The sequence below is a fragment of the Streptomyces sp. NPDC059906 genome, from assembly GCF_042730645.1.
Lineage (GTDB): Bacteria > Actinomycetota > Actinomycetes > Streptomycetales > Streptomycetaceae > Streptomyces > Streptomyces rubrogriseus.
The window spans coordinates 40,621-57,514 of sequence record NZ_JBHWKU010000029.1; the positions used below are offsets into that span (position 1 = coordinate 40,621).

Genomic DNA, 16,894 nt, shown 5'->3' on the forward strand with positions numbered 1-16,894 from the left:
GTGAGCGGCAAGGGTGCACCGGAACTGTCCGTACGCAACGTCGGGGACCTCAGGGTCGCCGTGATCGCGTCGCAGTGGCACGACAAGGTGATGGACGGACTGGTGGACGGCGCCCTGCGCGCCCTGCACGACCTGGGCATCGACGAGCCGACCCTGCTCAGGGTCCCCGGCAGCTTCGAACTGCCGGTGGTCGCCAAGGTCCTCGCGGGCCGCGGCTACGACGCGATCGTCGCCCTCGGCGTCGTCATCCGCGGCGGCACCCCCCACTTCGACTACGTCTGCCAGGGCGTCACCCAGGGCCTGGTCCAGGTCTCCGTCGAGACCGGCGTCCCCGTCGGCTTCGGCGTCCTCACCTGCGACACCGAGGAGCAGGCCCTGGACCGGGCCGGCATCGAGGGCTCCAGCGAGGACAAGGGCCACGAGGCGGTGACCGCGGCCGTCGCCACGGCGGCCACGCTCCGCTCAGTATCCGAACCCTGGCGATAGGTCGGCCACACAACCCGTAAAGTGGTCGGCACCATGTCCAAGAAGACTTTCGAGGAGCTGTTCACCGAGCTCCAGCACAAGGCCGCCGACGGCGACCCCGCCACCTCCCGCACCGCCGAACTGGTCGACAAGGGCGTCCACGCCATCGGCAAGAAGGTCGTCGAGGAGGCCGCCGAGGTCTGGATGGCCGCCGAGTACGAGGGCAAGGACGCGGCGGCCGAGGAGATCTCCCAGCTGCTGTACCACGTCCAGGTGATGATGGTCGCCCGCGGCATCTCCCTGGACGACGTCTACGCCCACCTGTAAAGCCGGACCCCCTTCTCTCCACCCCTTCACACAAAGGAAGCCGACCTCATGCTGCGCATCGCCGTCCCCAACAAGGGTTCCCTGTCAGGCCCCGCGGGGGAGATGCTGCATGAGGCCGGCTACCAGCAGCGCCGCGAGTCCAAGGAACTGCGGATCGTCGACCCGACCAACGAGGTCGAGTTCTTCTACCTCCGCCCCCGCGACATCGCGATCTACGTCTCCTCCGGCAAGCTCGACATCGGCATCACCGGCCGCGACCTGCTGGTCGACTCCGGCGCCCACGCCGAGGAGATCCTCCCGCTCGGCTTCGCCCGCTCCACCTTCCGCTTCGCCGGCAAGCCCGGCACCGCCACCGGCATCGACGACCTCAAGGGCCGTACCGTCGCCACCTCCTACGAGGGCATCGTCGCCGCCCACCTGGCCGACCGGGGCGTCGACGCCTCCGTCGTCCACCTGGACGGCGCCGTCGAGACCGCCATCGAGCTGGGCGTCGCCGAGGTCATCGCGGACGTCGTCGAGACCGGCACCTCCCTGCGCAACGCGGGTCTGGAGGTCTTCGGCGAGCCCATCATGAAGTCCGAGGCCATCGTCATCCTCCCCCAGACTTCGTCCGGGGGTGCCCCCAGCTCGGACACGGAGCCCGACGAGACCACCGAGCCCAAGGTCCAGCAGTTCCTGCGCCGCCTCCAGGGCGTCCTGGTGGCCCGGACCTACGTGATGATGGACTACGACTGCCGGGTGGAGCAGCTGGAGAAGGCCGTCGCCCTCACCCCCGGTCTGGAGTCCCCGACCGTGTCCCCGCTGCACAACGAGGGCTGGGTCGCCGTCCGCGCGATGGTCCCGGCCAAGGAGGCCCAGCGGATCATGGACGACCTGTACGAGATCGGCGCCCGGGCCATCCTCACCACGGCCATCCACGCCTGCCGGCTCTGACCCGCCGCCGCCCCAGCAGCACGCCCGGAGCCACGCCATGCCCGACACCACGCCGGACCACCTGCCGGCCCTGCCCGTCACCTTCCGTCCGGGACGCACCCGTGCCGTCCTGATCGTCCTCGCGGTCGTCACCTTCGTGACCGTCACGGCGCTCGGGATGCTGCTGGGCGGCCTCGGCCCCGGCGAGCGCGTCAGTTTCGTGCTGACCGCACTCGTCCTGGCCGGCGTGCTGCTCCTGCTGGCCCGGCCCCGGGTCGCCGCCGACGAGACGGGCGTCACCGTGGTCAACCTGACCACCACACGCCGCCTGGTCTGGCCGGAGATCCTCCGGGTCAACCTCCGTCAGGGCGACCCCTGGGTCTTCCTCGACCTCAGCGACGGCACCAGCCTGCCCGCGCTCGGCATCCAGCCAGGCATCGCCAAGCAGCAGGCCCTCGCCGACGCACGCGCGCTGCGCGACCTCGTGGAGGCCCGTTCCGGTGCCCTTCCCGAGGCGCCGCGTGACTAGACGCGGCGCCGTCGACCCTGCCGCGGGCCCCCTTTTCGTGATTAATCTGGGAGCGAGGACGCGGACGTCGCGTCCTCGCCCCCGTCGCTCCGCCCGGTGCGCGGGGTTCCTGCTACCCGAGGAGTGACTCCCTCCGGCGATGGACGGACCGTCCTGCAGTACCTGCGCCGCCCCCTGCTGTGACACCCCACAGGCGGCGGCCTCATGACCACCCCCCTGCTGCTCCTGGCAGCCGCGTTCCTGCTGATCCTCGCCAACGGCTTCTTCGTCGCGGCCGAGTTCGGCCTGGTGACCGTCGAACGGCCCGACGCCGAACAGGCCGCCGCGGCCGGCGACCGGCGCGCCCACCGGGTCGTCGAGTCCCTCAAGGAGTTGTCCTTCCAGCTCTCCGGCACCCAGCTCGGGATCACCATCACCTCGCTCGTCGTCGGCATGCTCGCCGAACCGGCGATGGCCCGGCTGCTCGACGGCCCGTTCACGGCCGTCGGCGTCCCCGACGGCGCCGTGTCCGGCGTGTCGGTCGTCGTCGGCATGCTGCTGGCCTCCGCCGTGCAGATGGTGATCGGTGAACTGGTGCCCAAGAACTGGGCGGTCTCCAAGCCGCTCCAGGTCGCGCGCTTCGTCGCCGGACCCCAGCACGCCTTCGCCCGGCTCTTCCACCCGGTGATCGCCGCGCTCAACACCGTGGCCAACCGCCTGGTCCGCACGCTGGGCATCGAACCCGCCGAGGAACTGGCCTCCGCCCGCACCCCCGGCGAACTGGTCTCCCTGGCCCGGCACTCCGCCCGGGCCGGCGCCCTGGAACAGGACACCGCCGACCTGTTCGTACGGACCCTCTCCCTCGGCGAACTGACCGCCCAGCACGTCATGACGCCCCGCGTGAAGGTCAGCGCCCTGCACTCCTCGGCCACCGCGGAGGACGTCGTCAACCTGACCCGCGCCACCGGCCTGTCCCGCTTCCCCGTCTACCGGGAGAAGATCGACGAAATCGTCGGCATGGTCCACCTCAAGGACGCCCTCGCGGTCTCCGTGCACGAACGGCTGCGCACCCCGGCCGGCCGGATCGCCCGTCCGGCGCTGCTCGTCCCCGAGACCCTGCCCGTACGGCCGCTGCTCACCCGGCTGCGCAGCGAGCAGCCCATCGCCGTGGTGGTCGACGAGTACGGCGGCACGGCGGGTGTCGTCACCCTGGAGGACATCGTCGAGGAGATCGTCGGCGAGGTCCGCGACGAACACGACGGCCTCGACGCGCCCGAACTGGCCCCCGCCCCGCCCGAGGACGGCCGCCCCGCCTGGGACGTCGACGGCAGCTGCCGCGTGGACGCCCTGCGCCGCGTCGGCCTGGACGCGCCCGAGGGGCCGTACGAGACCGTCGCCGGACTCGTCGCCGACCTGCTCGGCCGCATCCCGGCCGTCGGCGACCGCGCCGAGCTGCCCGGCTGGCGGCTCTCGGTCCGCCAGGTCGGCCACTACCGCGCCGAGCGGATACGCCTGGTGCGCACCGCCGCGGTCTCCGCCCTGGAGGCCGCCCGATGAGCGTCCTGCAACTCCTCTTCGCCGCGCTGCTCGTGCTCGCCAACGGCTTCTTCGTCGGCGCCGAGTTCGCGCTCGTCTCCGTGCGCCGCAGCCAGATCGAACCGCTCGGCACCGCCCGCGCCCGACAGGTGCTGTACGGCCTGGAACGACTGCCGCAGATGATGGCCGCCGCCCAGTTCGGCATCACCGTCTGCTCGCTGACCCTCGGCGCGGTCGCCGAGCCGACCGTCGCGCACCTCCTGGAGCCGGTCTTCGAGTGGATCCACCTGCCGCACGGCATGATCCACCCGCTCGGCTACGTCGTCGCGCTGGCCGTCGTGGTCTTCTGCCACCTGGTCATCGGCGAGATGGTCCCGAAGAACCTGGCGATGGCCGCCCCCGAGAAGGCCGCGCTGTGGCTCAGCCCCGGCCTGGTCGCCTTCGCCCGCCTGTGCAGGCCGATCACCGTCGCGCTCGGCGCCTGCGCCCAGGGCATCCTGAGGCTCTTCCACGTCGAGCCCAAGGACGAGGTCGAGGCCGTCTTCACCAGCGAGCAGCTCAACCGCCTGGTGGAGGACGCCGGCCAGGCGGGGCTCCTCGATCCCGAGGAGCAGGAACGCCTGGAGGACGCCCTGGAACTGGGCTCCCGCCCGGTGACGGACGTCCTCCTCGCACGCGAGTCCCTGGTGACGGTCAGCCCCTCGGTCACGCCCGGGGAGATCGTCGCGCTCACCGCCCGCACCGGGTACTCGCGCTTCCCGATCGCGGCGGACCAGGGCGCCTTCATGGGGTACCTGCACGTCAAGGACGTCCTCGACCTGGAGGAGTCCGACCGCGCCGTCCCCCAGCACCTGTGGCGCCCGATGACCACGCTGCGCCCCGAACTCCCCCTGGACGACGCCCTCACGGTGATGCGCCGCGCGGCGACCCACCTGGCCCAGGTCACGGACCCCTCGGGCCGGATCCTGGGCCTGGCCGCCCTGGAGGACGTACTGGAACTCCTGGTCGGCGAGGTAAGCGACCCGGCCCACAGAAACAGAGAGGTAACCCTGGCGACGTAGCTGCGGCCAGTCGTGCCGCCCCCCGCCCCGCTGCGGCCAGTCGTGCCGCCCCCCCCGGCCCCGCTGCGGGCAGCCGCCGCCCCCTCCCCCCGCCGCCGCTGCGGGCAATCGTGCCGCTGGGGCGGCACGGGTGGGCGCAGCGGCACCCCGCAACGCCGGGCTGCGCACCGCACCCCCCCCCGCACCGAGGCTCGGCACCCTTTCAGCTATACAGCGGACGGACCCCCCGGCCCCCGCCCCGACAACACCTCCCCATACGCCTGCATCAGATCCGGCAACCGCAACGTCGCCAGATCGTCCCGGGTCAACGCCCCCGGATACACCGACAACCGCAGATCCCGGTACGCACAGCTCTTCTCGTACAGCGTCCGCAGAAACCGCCCGTTCCCCAACTCGTCGATCCACCCCTGATCCACCACGTGCCCGGCGATCGACCGCAACTCGTCCAGCGCCTCCTCGTCCCACACGTCCCCGTTCTCCGCCGCGAGCACCTCACCGATCGAGGTCAGCTCCAGCGGCCGGTACGAGGGAAAGTCCACCCGCGTCGTGAAACGCGAGGACAACCCGGGATTGGCGCCCAGCAGCCGGTCCATGCCCTCCGGATAGCCGGCCAGGATCACCACCAGGTGGTCCCGGTTGTCCTCGGCCCGCTTCAGCAGCACCTGGAGCGCCTCGTCGCCGTACGCGTCGCCCTTGCCGTACCCGGAGTTGGACAGGGAGTACGCCTCGTCGACGAAGAGGACACCGCCGAGCGCGGAGTCGATCAGCTCGTTCGCCTTCACCGCGGTCTGGCCCAGGTACTCGCCGACCAGATCCGCCCGCTGCGCCTCCACCAGGTGGTCGCCGCCGAGCAGTCCGAGGGCGTAGAAGACCCGGCCCAGGATGCGGGCCACGGTGGTCTTGCCGGTGCCCGAGGGGCCGGAGAAGACGAAGTGACGTTTGGGCGGCTGCACGGGCAAGCCCTGCCCGGCCCGCAGCCGCGCCATGTTCAGCTGCGCGGACAGCGCCTTGACCTGGCGCTTCACCGGTTCCAGGCCCACCATCCGCTCCAGCTCGGTGAGCGCTTCCGCCAGCAGCGCCGGATCGGTGGGTCCGCTGGGCAGGGACGGCTCGGGCCCGCCCGCCTTCTCGCGCACCGACGGCCCGCCGAGCGGGGGCAGCGGGGCGGACAGCGTCGGTTCCGGGGCGGACACCTTGACGCCGCGCTCCTCGGTGCCGAACAGGGGGTCGAGCCCGTCCAGGCCGTCCGTCCCCGCACCCGCCTGCGCGTATCCCGTGAGGTCGGCCGGGTCGTCGTAGCCGTCGCCCTCGGCGATCGCGGCCAGCCGGGCCGAGGTGTCCATGAAGGCGGGGTCGACGCGGTGCACCGCCCGGTACAGCGGGAGCGCGGCGGCGCTGCGCCCGGTGCCCTCGTGGGCCCGCGCCAGCCAGTACCGCAGCTCCTTGCGCTGCGGCTGCTCGCTGCGGCACCGCATCAGGGCCGCCGAAAGGAGCGGCTCGGCCTGCCCGTACATCTCCAGGCGGACCCGGGCCATGCCGCTGAACAGCCCGGCCTCGATGCCCAGTAAGGGGTCGCCGAGCAGTGGGTCGGTGTGCCGGACGAGCTGCTCCCAGTCCTTGACGAGGTAGGCGCGGCACGCGTGCAGGAAGCGGACCTGCGCGTCGGAGTCCACCGGTGGCAGCCCGGCCAGGGCGCGGTCCAGCTCCGGGACGTGCCGACCGTCCAGCCAGTGCGAGGCGTGCGCCAGCAGCAGGTCGCGCGGGTTCTCCAGCACGGGCTGCACCCACCAGCCCAGCCAGTACCAGGAATTGAGGGTGCGGCGGTGGCGGGCCCGCTGCTCGCCGAAGCGGTCGCGGTTGCGGAACATTCGCAGGAGCGCGTTCGTGGTGTCGACGCGCAGCGCGTGCAGTCCCAGCCAGCCGTCGGCCATCGTGGGATCGATCCGCACCGCCGCCCGGAACTCCTCCTCCGCCTGCGGGTAGGCCCCCATGGTGTAGGCGTCCACGCCGCGCAGCCAGGCGAGTTCGGCCGGGGCCTGTGGGCCCTGCGTGCCGAAGTCCATCACGTCCCCCACCTACCGTGCCCCCGTCGGTATGCCACCGAGCCGTCGCTCGTCGGCCGCTTCGGTCAACGGCTGTACCGCGGACCGGAGTTGCAGGTGCGTGCGGCAATCTCCCGTAGGTCGCACCGAGGGCATCGTACCCGCGGCGGTCATTCCTCCGAAGGGTGCGGGAGGGGTCGTTCCGCGAGGTGGGAGCGGGCGGGGCGCGCGACCCGACGGTGACCGAGGGTGAGCGTATGGCGTCACGGAGGAGCCGGAAGGCGTGCTCAGGGCAGAACGAAGCCCCCGATCACGGGGGAACAACCGGGGGCTTCGCGTCTGTCGGCGGCTTCGAACTGCCGCACATTCAGAACGTAAGACCTGTACGGCCCCTGGGTCAAGCGAAGTTGGGGCACGTCGGCGGGTTGCCGGGTCGCGATCTTCACGAGTTCAGCACATTGCCGAAGGGTCGTCACCCTGTGTGAGGAAGTGGGCTCCGGAGGCGCTCCCCGCCGGCCCCGGCAGCACCTCGTACCCCTGTTCGCGCTGTCGCACCAGAAGGTGCGCGAAGGGGCGCGAGGGGTCCTCGGCGAAGTGCCGGCGCTCGGCCGGGATCCACCCGTCCCAGAACGTCCGCTGTTCCGCTCCGTCGCGCGCCCGTCCGCGCGCCCACGCCTGCTCCGCGGGCAGGTCCATCCACACGAGCCCGGCCAGGTGCGGCCGCAGCGCCCCGCGGCCGGCGCCGACGCCCTCGACCAGGATCACCGGAGCGGGCTCCAGCGCGCGCGGAGCCCCGAACCGCCGGGTCCGCCAGTCGTACGGCGCGTAGTGCGCGGTCTCACCGCGGCCCAGCGGCTCGATCACCTGGGCGAGCAGCCGCGCGGTCCAGTCGAACAGCTCGTCGTGACTGGCGATGTCGTCGAGATGCAGCACCGGCGCACCGCCCAGTCCGGCCGCCAGCCGCCCGGCGAAGGTGGACTTGCCGGACCCGGCGTGTCCGTCGACACCGATCAGACGTACGGGTCCGCAGGAGGCGGGAAGCCGGCGGAGCCGGGCTGCGAGGTCGAGGATGGCGGGTCCCGGGGGTGGTGCGGGGGCGGACGGGTTCCGTCGCACTCTAACCAGTGGTCGACACCAATATTGGTGGCGTGGCGTGCGTGGAAGTGCTGGCAGGAGCGGGCACCTGCGGCCATAGTTGGCGCACGACCGTGCACCGACGGACCCGCCCGACCCGGACACCTGGGGGTCTCCCGCTCATGAGCAGAGTCGAACAGCCGTCCCGCAGAGCCCTTCTGGCCGCAGCCGTCGCCGCGGCCGCCGTGACGGGCGGAGCGATCCCGGCGACCGCCCGGGCCGCGTCCGGCGCCGGTGCCGGCGGTGGCGCCGCGGGCCCCGGCCGGGACGGCGCCCGGCGGCCGGTGGACTACCGCGCCTGGACCACCTTCGGCGACTGGCGGCGCGGGACGGTACGGGGCGCCCGGCCCGTCGCGGGCGCCCGCCCGGGCGTCGTGATCGGCGCCCCGGCCGGCACCGTCGAGTACACCGACCCGCACACCGGCACCACCGCCGCCTGGGAGTACGCGACCTGGACCTCACCCGTCCACCGGCTCGCGGTGCCCTCGACGGAGGTCATCGCCTCCTGGAACGCGCACACGCCGGGCGGCACCTGGATCCAGGTCGAACTGAAGGGCACCTACTCCGACGGCACGGACACGCCCTGGTACGTGATGGGCCGCTGGACGGCCGGCGACGGCGAGCAGGACATCAGGCGGACCTCGGTCGACGACCAGGGTGACGGCAGGAGCAGCATCTGGACCGACACCTTCTCGATCGACGACGCCTCCACCGGCCTGCGCCTGGTCTCCTACCGGCTCCGGCTCACCCTCCACCGCCGCCCGGGCACCCGCGCCACGCCCACCGTCTGGCGGCTCGGCGCGATGGGCTCCGACGTCCCCGACCGCTTCACCGTGCCGGCCTCCACCCCCGGGTACGCCGGGGAACTGCGCGCTCCGCGCTACTCGCAGGAGATCCACAAGGGCCAGTACCCGGAGTACGACAACGGCGGCGAGGCCTGGTGCAGCCCCACCTCCTCGCAGATGATCATCGAGTACTGGGGCGGCCGCCTCACCGACGACCAGCTCGCCTGGGTCGACCCCTCCTACGCCGACCCGCAGGTCTGCCACGCCGCCCGGTACACGTACGACAACCAGTACGAGGGCTGCGGCAACTGGCCCTTCAACGCCGCCTACGCCGCCACGTTCAAGGGTCTGCAGGGCGTGGTCACCCGCCTCGGCTCCCTCACCGACCTGGAGACGCTGATCGCGGCCGGCATCCCGGCCATCACGTCCCAGTCGTTCCTGGAGGAAGAGCTGACCGGATCGGGGTACGGCACCTCAGGCCACCTGATGACCGTGATCGGCTTCACCTCCGACGGCGACGTGATCGCCAACGACCCGGCCTCGGACGACAACGACGCCGTGCGCCGCGTCTACAAGCGGCGCGAGTGGGAGAACATCTGGCTCAGGACGAAGCGGTACAACGCCAGTGGCAAGGTCGTCTCCGGCACCGGCGGAGTCTGCTACCTGTACTTCCCGGCCCACCCCGGGCCGCGGCAGCGCAAGGCCCTCGCGGCGGTGGGCGTGCGCTGACCGGACCGGCCCGGCCCGGACCGCACCGCTGTGACCAAGCTCTCGGCCGCAAAAGCCGCTCACGGTGGCAAGGTGGACACCGTGAGCGGGGGGACTCCGCCAAGCCGAAGCCGAGAACAGCGAGAAGCCATGACCGCACACACCGCAGCCGCCACCCGTGTCCGTACCGGCGGCCCCAAGGACGACGACGGCCCGAAGATCCTGGAACACGTCATGGGCTGGACCCTCGTCGTGGTGGTCGCGATGCTCGTGGTTCAGCTGGGCCTGCTGTGACGCGACCCTGACCTGCCCCACGACGCGACCTGCCATACTGCGGAGGTCCCGCCGCCCGTAGGAGACCAGGGTCGAAATTGAATATCAGTCAACAACGTGCCGACGCCCGTCCCCGGGCACGCGGCACCGAGCGCTCGGTGGCACGCCGCGCCGAACTCATCGCCATCGGGCGGAGGTTGTTCGCCGACACGTCCTACGACGCGCTCTCGATGGACGACATCGCCCGCCAGGCGCATGTCGCCAAGGGGCTGATCTACTACTACTTCCAGTCCAAGCGGGGCTACTACCTGGCGATCATCCAGGACTCCGTCGCGGGCCTCGTCACCACCGCGGCGCGCGGCACCGAACTGCCGCAGGTGGACCGCGTCCACCGCACCATCGACGGCTATCTGCGCTACGCCGAGCACAACCAGGCCGCCTACCGCACCATCGTCAGCGGCGGAGTCGGCTTCGACGCCGAGGTGCACGGCATCCGGGACGGGGTGCGTGAGGCCATCGTCGCCACCATCGCCGAAGGGGCGTACGGCCGTTCGGACATCGGTCCGCTGGCCCGTATGGGCCTGCTCGCCTGGGTGTGCAGCGTCGAGGGCGCCACCCTGGACTGGATCGGCCGGCCCGGACTGCCCCGCGAGACCATGCGCGAACTGCTGGTGAAGTCGCTCGGCGGCACGCTGCGCGCCATCGAGGAACTGGACCCCGCCTACCCGGCCCCGGCCCCGGCCCGCCGCGACGACGCCTGACGACCGGGACGACGCCTGACGACCGGGACGACGCCTGACGACCGGGACGACGCCTGACGACCGCGACGACGCAGACGAAGGGGCGGAAACCCGAGCCGGTCCCCGCCCCTTCGCCCCCGTACGCGCCAGGTGGTTCAGTCGATCGCCTTGATCAGCTCACCGTTCGCGGTGTCGCCGCTCAGCTCCCAGAAGAAGGTGCCGCCGAGACCCTGCTCGTTCTTGTACGCCATCTTGGTGGCGATGGTCTGCGGGGTGTCGTAACTCCACCAGTCGCTGCCGCACTTGGCGTACGCGGTGCCGCCCACCGTGCCGGTCGCGGGGCAGCTGGTCTTGAGCACCTTGTAGTCCTCGATGCCGTTCTCGTACGTGCCCTTCGCCGGGCCGGTCGCGGTGCCGCCCGGTTCCGACTGGGTGACGCCGGTCCAGCCGCGGCCGTAGAAGCCGAGGCCGAGCAGGAGCTTCGAGGGCGGGACGCCGAGCCCCTTGAGCTTCGCGATCGTCGCCGAGGTGTGGAAGTCCTCCTTCGGAATGCCGGAGTACGAGGTCAGCGGCGAGTGCGGAGCGGTCGGTCCGGTGGCGTCCCAGGCGCCGAAGAAGTCGTACGTCATCGGGTTGTACCAGTCGACGTACTGCGCGGCTCCGGCGTAGTCCGCCGCGTCGATCTTGCCGCCGGCCGTGGCGTCGGCCGTGATCGCCGCGGTGACCAGGTAGTCCTGGCCGAACTTGGCGCGCAGGGCGCCCATCAGCTTGGGAAAGGCGTCGCGGCCGCTGGTGTCGCAGCTCAGGCCGCAGGCGTTCGGGTACTCCCAGTCGATGTCGATGCCGTCGAAGACGTCGGCCCACTTGGAGTTCTCGACCAGGTCGTAGCAGGACTGCGCGAACGCCTCCGGGTTCTGCGCGGCCTGCGCGAAGCCGCCGGACCAGGTCCAGCCGCCGAACGACCAGAGGATCTTCAGGTCGGGGTGCTTCTGCTTCAGCTTGAGCAGCTGGTTGAAGTTGCCCCGCAGCGGCTGGTCCCAGGTGTCCGCGACGCCGTCGACGGAGTCGGCCGCGGTGTAGGCCTTGTCGGTCGCCGCGTAGGCGTCGCCCATGGCGCACTTGCCGCCGGTGACGTTGCCGAACGAGTAGTTGATGTGGGTGAGTTTGTCGGCGGAGCCCGACGACTCGATGTTCTTGACGTGGTAGTCGCGGTCGTAGACGCCCCATTCGGTGAAGTAGCCGACGACCTTGGACCCGGCCGCGGCCTGCGCGGCGGGTGCCTCGGCCGGCGCGGCGGCGGTGGCCGTGGCGGGACCGGCCCCGGCCAGCAGGCCGGCGCCGAGAGCGAGGGTGCACAGGGCGGAGAACAGCGTCCGGATGGGGCGGACGCGGGGGAGGTGCGGGACGTGCATCGGGTGTCTCCTCGTGGGGGGATGAGGGAAACGCGCGCCGATTGGCATGAACGCGGTAATGCGCTCGGTCCGTCACCGTAGGAGGACTAGACCAGTGTGGTCAATGGTTCGGACCATTCTTGGGTTCCGAAGCCGGAATCCCACCGGAATCCCGTCCCTCGCCGGCCAGGCCGGGGTCATTCCCGGAATTCTTTGAGTAAGCGGTCGTTAACTGGTGACTCCATGCCTCCGATCGGGCATACTCACAGCGCACAGCCGCTGGTCAGCCGCTTCCGCGACCCGGGAGTGCGAGCATCGGCCAGGCCCGAACGACCCGGCGGAGCCGCCTCCACCCAAGGCGCACGTCCGCCGATGTGCCCGACAGGGAGGAGAGCGTCGCCATGCCCGACCGCGCCCCGCAGCCGGTGGACCGGCAACTGCCCACGGACGAGGCACGGGACCTGATCTCGCTCGTCCGCGACATCGCGCAGCGTGAGATCGCCCCGAGCGCGGCCGAGGAGGAGGACACCGGACGCTTCCCGCGCGAGGTCTTCACCCTCCTGTCCGACTCGGGCCTCCTCGGACTGCCCTACGACGCCGAGTTCGGCGGCGGGGAGCAGCCGTACGAGGTCTACCTCCAGGTCCTCGAGGAACTGGCCGCGGCCCGGCTCACCGTCGGCCTCGGCGTCAGCGTGCACACGCTCGCCTCCTACGCGCTCGCCACGTACGGCACCAAGGAGCAGCAGGCCGAGCACCTGCCGGCGATGCTCGGCGGCGGCCTGCTCGGCGCCTACTGCCTCTCCGAGCCCGCCTCCGGCTCCGACGCCGCCTCGCTGCGCACCAAGGCCGTGCGCGAAAGCGGCGGAGACTGGGTGATCACCGGCACCAAGGCGTGGATCACGCACGGCGGCATCGCCGACTTCTACACCGTCATGGCGCGCACGGGCGAGGACGGACCGCGCGGCATCACCGCGTACCTGGTGCCCGCCGACGCCGAGGGGCTGAGCGTCGCGGTGCCGGAGAAGAAGATGGGGCTCAAGGGCTCGCCCACCGCACAGGTCCACCTCGACGGTGTGCGGGTCCCCGACGCCCGCCGCCTCGGCGACGAGGGGCAGGGCTTCGCGATCGCCCTGTCCGCGCTCGACTCCGGCCGGCTGGGCATCGCCGCCTGCGCGATCGGCGTGGCCCAGGCGGCGCTGGACGAGGCGGTGTCCTACGCGGCCGAGCGCAGGCAGTTCGGCAAGCCGATCGCCGACTTCCAGGGGCTGCGCTTCATGCTCGCCGACATGGCGACGCAGATCGAGGCGGGCCGTGCCCTGTACCTGACGGCGGCCCGACTGCGCGACGCCGGGCTGCCGTTCGCCAAGCAGGCCGCCATGGCCAAGCTGCACTGCACCGACACGGCGATGCGGGTCACCACCGACGCCGTGCAGATCCTCGGCGGGTACGGCTACACCGCCGACTTCCCCGCCGAGCGGTACATGCGCGAGGCCAAGGTGCTGCAGATCGTCGAGGGGACCAATCAGATCCAGCGGATGGTCATCGCCCGTCACCTCGCGGGTCCCGAGGAGCGGTGAGGTCGGCGGCGACGGCGAAGTCGCCGCCGCCGCTGAAGTCGCCGGTGGTGAAGAAGTCACCCGTGGCCAAGAAGTCCCCGAGGCCGCGCGGGGGTTCCGCGAGCCTGACCCACTCCGGGTCGTGGCGTCCGGGCAGGGTGCGGCCGCCGTCGGCCCAGGTCCGCATCAGCTCACGGTAGATCGGCGGGTCCGGGATCTGCGGGGCCGGTGGAACCGGTCCCGCGGGCACCGGCACGAACACGCGGCGCCGACTCCCGGTCGACGAGTACGTGGGGGTCATACACCGCCAACGCGGCGAAGTGCGGACAGGTCACCGGCGGAGGCAATCGAGCGTGAGTTCGTGGGCGTCCGCCACCGGCCCGCGCCACGGCATCCTGCGAGCCGCGGCGCGGGCGGGGTGACGCAATGGGCGGGCGAGCCCCCGAACCGGGCGCCCGGGGGGCCTCAGGCCGCTTCGCGCCGCATCGTCGGCACCCGCATCGGGCGCGAGCCCGGGCCGCCGACGTGGGAGAAGGGCTGGGTCCGCCAGTCGAGGCCCCGGGGGAGCGTCAACAGCAGGGCGGTGTCCTGCTCGTGGGGCCGGAACGAGTCGTCCGCGGGGCGCGCCTCGGTGGCCCTGCGGCCGGTGCCGGCGCAGACCGTGAGCCCGAACGGATTCCACGGGGAGGCGCACAGGGCGTGCTCCGGCAGCGTCTCCTCGTCCGCCAGCAGGGCGATGGGCTGCGCGCAGTCCGGGCAGAGCACCCGGTACATCTCGAAGGTGTCGTAGGCGTCGAGTTCCTCGTCGTCGAAGGCGTCGGGTTCGACGCCCTCCGATACGGGCTCGACGACCGGCTGCTGCCGCTTGGGCGTGGTACGACCAGGGCGCTTAAGACTCTGCATGGGATTCTCCCCCTCGGGCTGGGCCGTGACGGCACTGCGGCCTCGACCACAGCAAGCACTTCCCGTCCCCCCTCCGGGGTAATCACGAGAACATCACGGAGAACGTTCAACCAGTGTGGTCTTCGTCACATGCCGCTCGCAGATGCCCCGTGCGGCGGGTTTGTCCCCGCCCGGGCCCCGCCCGACGGCCCGTCACATCACGAACGGGGCATGACCCGGACTGCTCGGGTGTCCGAGGAGGTCAACGGCACTGTAGGTTCTTGCGCCATGGAGGAGCTGGACCGACAGATCGTGCAGCTGCTCGTCAAGGACGGGCGGATGAGCTACACCGACCTGGGCAAGGCCACGGGCCTGTCCACGTCGGCCGTGCACCAGCGGGTGCGGCGGCTGGAACAGCGTGGCGTCGTCCGCGGTTACGCCGCGGTCGTCGACCCGGAGGCCGTCGGGCTGCCGATGACCGCCTTCATCTCGGTGAAACCGTTCGACCCCAGCGCTCCCGACGACATCGCGGACCGCCTCGCCGGGGTCCCCGAGATCGAGGCCTGCCACAGTGTCGCGGGCGACGAGAACTACATCCTCAAGGTCCGCGTGGCCACCCCGCACGAGCTGGAGGAACTGCTCGCCCGGGTCCGCTCCCTCGCCGGTGTCTCGACCCGCACCACCGTGGTCCTCTCGACCCCCTACGAGTCCCGTCCGCCGCGCATCTGACGGCGCCCGCGCGGGAGTGCGGGGCCACGGCCGCGCGCCCGGCCGCCCCGGCTGCCGGGCGGCCCCCGCGAGGGGCGAGACTGGTGTCCATGAGTGAGTCCACCACCCCGACCTCGACCGTCCTGCTGCGCCGCGGCGAGGTCCACAGTCCCGCCGACCCCTTCGCGACGGCCATGGTCGTCGAACGCGGCCAGGTCGCCTGGGTCGGCTCGGAGGGCGCCGCGGACGCCTTCGCGGACGGGGTCGACGAGGTGATCGACCTGGACGGCGCCCTCGTCACCCCGGCGTTCACCGACGCACACGTGCACACCACCGCCACCGGCCTGGCCCTCACCGGGCTCGACCTGTCCGGCGCCCCCACCCGCGAGGCGGCCCTCGCCCTCGTACGGGACTTCGCCGCCGCCCGCCCGGACGACCGCGTGCTCCTCGGCCACGGCTGGGACGCCGCCCGCTGGCCCGACGGGCAGCCGCCTGCGCGCGCCGAACTGGACGCCGCGACCGGCGGCCGTCCCCTCTACCTCAGCCGGATCGACGTCCACTCGGCCGTCGTCACCACCGCCCTGCTCGACCTGGCGCCCGGTGACCTCGCGCGCGGGGACGGCCCGCTCACCGGCGACGCCCACCACGCCGTACGCGCCGCGGCCCTCGGGGCCGTCACCCCCGCCCAGCGCGCCGGCGCCCAGCGCGCGGCCCTCGCGCACGCCGCCTCCCTCGGCATCGGAACCGTTCACGAATGCGCAGGCCCGGACATCTCCTCCGAGGACGACCTGACCGGCCTGCTGCGCCTGTCCGCCGAGGAGCCCGGGCCGCGGGTGATCGGCTACTGGGCCGAGCAGGACGTCGACAAGGCGCGGGAGCTGGGCGCCGTCGGGGCCGCCGGGGACCTCTTCGTCGACGGCTCCCTCGGCTCCCACACCGCCTGCCTGCACCAGCCCTACGCCGACGCCGGCCACACCGGCACCGCCCACCTGGACGCCGCCGCCGTCGCCGCGCACGTCGTCGCCTGCACCGAGGCGGGCCTCCAGGCGGGCTTCCACGCCATCGGCGACGCCGCCGTGAGCGCCGTCGTGGAGGGAGTGCGCGCCGCCGCCGACAAGATCGGCCTCGCCCGCCTGCGCGCCGCCCGCCACCGCGTCGAGCACGCCGAGATGCTCACCCCCGAGACCGTCGCGGCCTTCGCGGAACTGGGTCTGACCGCCTCCGTCCAGCCCGCCTTCGACGCGCTCTGGGGCGGCGAGGACGGTATGTACGCCCGGCGCCTGGGCGCCGAGCGGGCCCGCACGCTCAACCCCTTCGCCGCCCTGCTGCGCGCCGGCGTGCCGCTCGCCTTCGGCTCCGACAGCCCGGTCACCCCCCTCGACCCGTGGGGGACCGTCCGGGCCGCCGCCTTCCACCGCACCCCGGAGCACCGGGTCTCCGTCCGCGCCGCGTTCACGGCGCACACCCGGGGCGGCTGGCGGGCGATCGGCCGCGACGACGCGGGTGTCCTGGTGCCGGGCGTGCCCGCGGACTACGCCGTGTGGCGTACCGGCGAACTCGTGGTCCAGGCCCCGGACGACCGGGTGGCCCGCTGGTCGACCGACCCGCGCTCCGGCACCCCGGGCCTGCCCGACCTCACCCCCGGCCGGGACCTGCCCCTCTGCCTGCGTACCGTGGTGGGCGGCCGGACGGTCTTCGTACGGCCGGGCGAGTGATCTCCACGGCCGACGGGGCGATGATCTTCGCGCGGCCACGACCTGCGTCTCCTCCGCGCTGACCTGCGCATTGACATCAAAGGTGCAGGTGGAACGACTGTTGACAGGCGACGGCGGGGGGCCGGTAGGTTCGGCCGAGTCCACCACCGGA

At 72.4% G+C, this 16,894-nt stretch carries 17 protein-coding genes; 12 read left to right on the forward strand and 5 right to left on the reverse strand.

What is annotated here, in order from left to right; all coding sequences use genetic code 11:
• The 6 genes from ribH to ACFV9J_RS32070 all read left to right on the forward strand — a co-directional run bounded on the left by ribH (position 1) and on the right by ACFV9J_RS32070 (position 4,809).
• On the forward strand, positions 1 to 486 hold the full coding sequence (gene ribH, locus ACFV9J_RS32045) for a 6,7-dimethyl-8-ribityllumazine synthase (RefSeq protein WP_385360041.1): 486 nt from the start codon (positions 1 to 3) through the stop codon (positions 484 to 486).
• 33 nt (positions 487 to 519) lie between these two features.
• A complete protein-coding gene (locus ACFV9J_RS32050; protein WP_385360043.1) occupies positions 520 to 792 on the forward strand; it encodes a phosphoribosyl-ATP diphosphatase in 273 nt (90 codons plus the stop codon).
• 48 nt (positions 793 to 840) lie between these two features.
• The gene (gene hisG, locus ACFV9J_RS32055; protein ID WP_385360045.1) at positions 841 to 1,725 is read left to right on the forward strand and encodes an ATP phosphoribosyltransferase; all 885 of its coding nucleotides are present in this window, start codon (positions 841 to 843) and stop codon (positions 1,723 to 1,725) included.
• A 37-nt stretch (positions 1,726 to 1,762) separates the two neighbouring features.
• Entirely contained in the window at positions 1,763 to 2,233 is a 471-nt protein-coding gene (locus tag ACFV9J_RS32060) for a PH domain-containing protein (RefSeq protein WP_385360047.1), read from the forward strand.
• Positions 2,234 to 2,437: 204 nt separating this feature from the next.
• Positions 2,438 to 3,769, forward strand: a complete 1,332-nt coding sequence (locus tag ACFV9J_RS32065; protein ID WP_385360049.1) for a hemolysin family protein — start codon at positions 2,438 to 2,440, stop codon at positions 3,767 to 3,769.
• Positions 3,766 to 4,809: a hemolysin family protein gene (locus ACFV9J_RS32070; protein ID WP_385360051.1), complete on the forward strand. Its 1,044-nt coding sequence runs from the start codon at positions 3,766 to 3,768 to the stop codon at positions 4,807 to 4,809. The genes ACFV9J_RS32065 and ACFV9J_RS32070 overlap by 4 nt, the downstream gene beginning before the upstream one ends.
• Before the next feature lie 206 nt (positions 4,810 to 5,015).
• Here the strand turns inward: ACFV9J_RS32070 and ACFV9J_RS32075 are convergent, their stop codons facing one another.
• Both ACFV9J_RS32075 and ACFV9J_RS32080 read right to left on the reverse strand, forming a co-directional pair.
• On the reverse strand, positions 5,016 to 6,872 hold the full coding sequence (locus tag ACFV9J_RS32075) for an AAA family ATPase (protein WP_385360053.1): 1,857 nt from the start codon (positions 6,870 to 6,872) through the stop codon (positions 5,016 to 5,018).
• A 429-nt stretch (positions 6,873 to 7,301) separates the two neighbouring features.
• Positions 7,302 to 7,976, reverse strand: coding sequence for a uridine kinase (locus ACFV9J_RS32080; RefSeq protein ID WP_385360147.1), 675 nt, complete (start codon positions 7,974 to 7,976; stop codon positions 7,302 to 7,304).
• A 131-nt stretch (positions 7,977 to 8,107) separates the two neighbouring features.
• On the opposite strand from ACFV9J_RS32080, the gene ACFV9J_RS32085 reads away from it, so the two are divergent.
• The 3 genes from ACFV9J_RS32085 to ACFV9J_RS32095 all read left to right on the forward strand — a co-directional run bounded on the left by ACFV9J_RS32085 (position 8,108) and on the right by ACFV9J_RS32095 (position 10,512).
• A complete protein-coding gene (locus tag ACFV9J_RS32085) occupies positions 8,108 to 9,499 on the forward strand; it encodes a peptidase C39 family protein (protein WP_385360055.1) in 1,392 nt (463 codons plus the stop codon).
• A 129-nt stretch (positions 9,500 to 9,628) separates the two neighbouring features.
• On the forward strand, positions 9,629 to 9,772 hold the full coding sequence (locus ACFV9J_RS32090) for an SCO1431 family membrane protein (RefSeq protein ID WP_385360057.1): 144 nt from the start codon (positions 9,629 to 9,631) through the stop codon (positions 9,770 to 9,772).
• 77 nt (positions 9,773 to 9,849) lie between these two features.
• The gene (locus ACFV9J_RS32095; RefSeq protein ID WP_385360060.1) at positions 9,850 to 10,512 is read left to right on the forward strand and encodes a TetR/AcrR family transcriptional regulator; all 663 of its coding nucleotides are present in this window, start codon (positions 9,850 to 9,852) and stop codon (positions 10,510 to 10,512) included.
• 134 nt (positions 10,513 to 10,646) lie between these two features.
• Here the strand turns inward: ACFV9J_RS32095 and ACFV9J_RS32100 are convergent, their stop codons facing one another.
• A complete protein-coding gene (locus tag ACFV9J_RS32100) occupies positions 10,647 to 11,903 on the reverse strand; it encodes a glycoside hydrolase family 18 protein (protein WP_385360063.1) in 1,257 nt (418 codons plus the stop codon).
• Positions 11,904 to 12,283: 380 nt separating this feature from the next.
• Here ACFV9J_RS32100 and ACFV9J_RS32105 point away from each other — a divergent pair, with 380 nt between their 5' ends.
• Positions 12,284 to 13,459 carry an acyl-CoA dehydrogenase gene (locus ACFV9J_RS32105; RefSeq protein WP_385360065.1) on the forward strand — a complete coding sequence of 392 codons (1,176 nt, stop codon included), beginning with the start codon at positions 12,284 to 12,286 and terminating at the stop codon, positions 13,457 to 13,459.
• Here the strand turns inward: ACFV9J_RS32105 and ACFV9J_RS32110 are convergent.
• Together ACFV9J_RS32110 and ACFV9J_RS32115 are read right to left on the reverse strand one after the other, a co-directional pair.
• Positions 13,422 to 13,739 carry a hypothetical protein gene (locus ACFV9J_RS32110; RefSeq protein ID WP_385360067.1) on the reverse strand — a complete coding sequence of 106 codons (318 nt, stop codon included), beginning with the start codon at positions 13,737 to 13,739 and terminating at the stop codon, positions 13,422 to 13,424. The genes ACFV9J_RS32105 and ACFV9J_RS32110 overlap by 38 nt on opposite strands.
• Positions 13,740 to 13,903: 164 nt before the next feature.
• Positions 13,904 to 14,341 carry a hypothetical protein gene (locus tag ACFV9J_RS32115; protein ID WP_385360069.1) on the reverse strand — a complete coding sequence of 146 codons (438 nt, stop codon included), beginning with the start codon at positions 14,339 to 14,341 and terminating at the stop codon, positions 13,904 to 13,906.
• 267 nt (positions 14,342 to 14,608) lie between these two features.
• On the opposite strand from ACFV9J_RS32115, the gene ACFV9J_RS32120 reads away from it, so the two are divergent.
• Together ACFV9J_RS32120 and ACFV9J_RS32125 are read left to right on the forward strand one after the other, a co-directional pair.
• A complete protein-coding gene (locus tag ACFV9J_RS32120) occupies positions 14,609 to 15,049 on the forward strand; it encodes an Lrp/AsnC family transcriptional regulator (protein ID WP_104633953.1) in 441 nt (146 codons plus the stop codon).
• Between the two features lie 89 nt (positions 15,050 to 15,138).
• Positions 15,139 to 16,743 (forward strand): amidohydrolase, encoded by a 1,605-nt coding sequence (locus ACFV9J_RS32125; protein ID WP_385360072.1) that lies wholly within the window; start codon positions 15,139 to 15,141, stop codon positions 16,741 to 16,743.
• Positions 16,744 to 16,894 lie beyond the last annotated feature (151 nt).

Excerpts from the sequence above, each read along its gene's own strand:
- ACFV9J_RS32050 (WP_385360043.1), top strand. The coding sequence starts at position 520 with ATGTCCAAGAAGACTTTCGAGGAGCTGTTCACCGAGCTCCAGCACAAG.
- hisG (WP_385360045.1), top strand. The coding sequence starts at position 841 with ATGCTGCGCATCGCCGTCCCCAACAAGGGTTCCCTGTCAGGCCCCGCG.
- ACFV9J_RS32060 (WP_385360047.1), top strand. The coding sequence starts at position 1,763 with ATGCCCGACACCACGCCGGACCACCTGCCGGCCCTGCCCGTCACCTTC.
- ACFV9J_RS32065 (WP_385360049.1), top strand. The coding sequence starts at position 2,438 with ATGACCACCCCCCTGCTGCTCCTGGCAGCCGCGTTCCTGCTGATCCTC.
- ACFV9J_RS32070 (WP_385360051.1), top strand. The coding sequence starts at position 3,766 with ATGAGCGTCCTGCAACTCCTCTTCGCCGCGCTGCTCGTGCTCGCCAAC.
- ACFV9J_RS32075 (WP_385360053.1), bottom strand. The coding sequence starts at position 6,872 with ATGGACTTCGGCACGCAGGGCCCACAGGCCCCGGCCGAACTCGCCTGG.
- ACFV9J_RS32085 (WP_385360055.1), top strand. The coding sequence starts at position 8,108 with ATGAGCAGAGTCGAACAGCCGTCCCGCAGAGCCCTTCTGGCCGCAGCC.
- ACFV9J_RS32090 (WP_385360057.1), top strand. The coding sequence starts at position 9,629 with ATGACCGCACACACCGCAGCCGCCACCCGTGTCCGTACCGGCGGCCCC.
- ACFV9J_RS32100 (WP_385360063.1), bottom strand. The coding sequence starts at position 11,903 with ATGCACGTCCCGCACCTCCCCCGCGTCCGCCCCATCCGGACGCTGTTC.
- ACFV9J_RS32105 (WP_385360065.1), top strand. The coding sequence starts at position 12,284 with ATGCCCGACCGCGCCCCGCAGCCGGTGGACCGGCAACTGCCCACGGAC.
- ACFV9J_RS32110 (WP_385360067.1), bottom strand. The coding sequence starts at position 13,739 with ATGACCCCCACGTACTCGTCGACCGGGAGTCGGCGCCGCGTGTTCGTG.
- ACFV9J_RS32115 (WP_385360069.1), bottom strand. The coding sequence starts at position 14,341 with ATGCAGAGTCTTAAGCGCCCTGGTCGTACCACGCCCAAGCGGCAGCAG.
- ACFV9J_RS32120 (WP_104633953.1), top strand. The coding sequence starts at position 14,609 with ATGGAGGAGCTGGACCGACAGATCGTGCAGCTGCTCGTCAAGGACGGG.
- ACFV9J_RS32125 (WP_385360072.1), top strand. The coding sequence starts at position 15,139 with ATGAGTGAGTCCACCACCCCGACCTCGACCGTCCTGCTGCGCCGCGGC.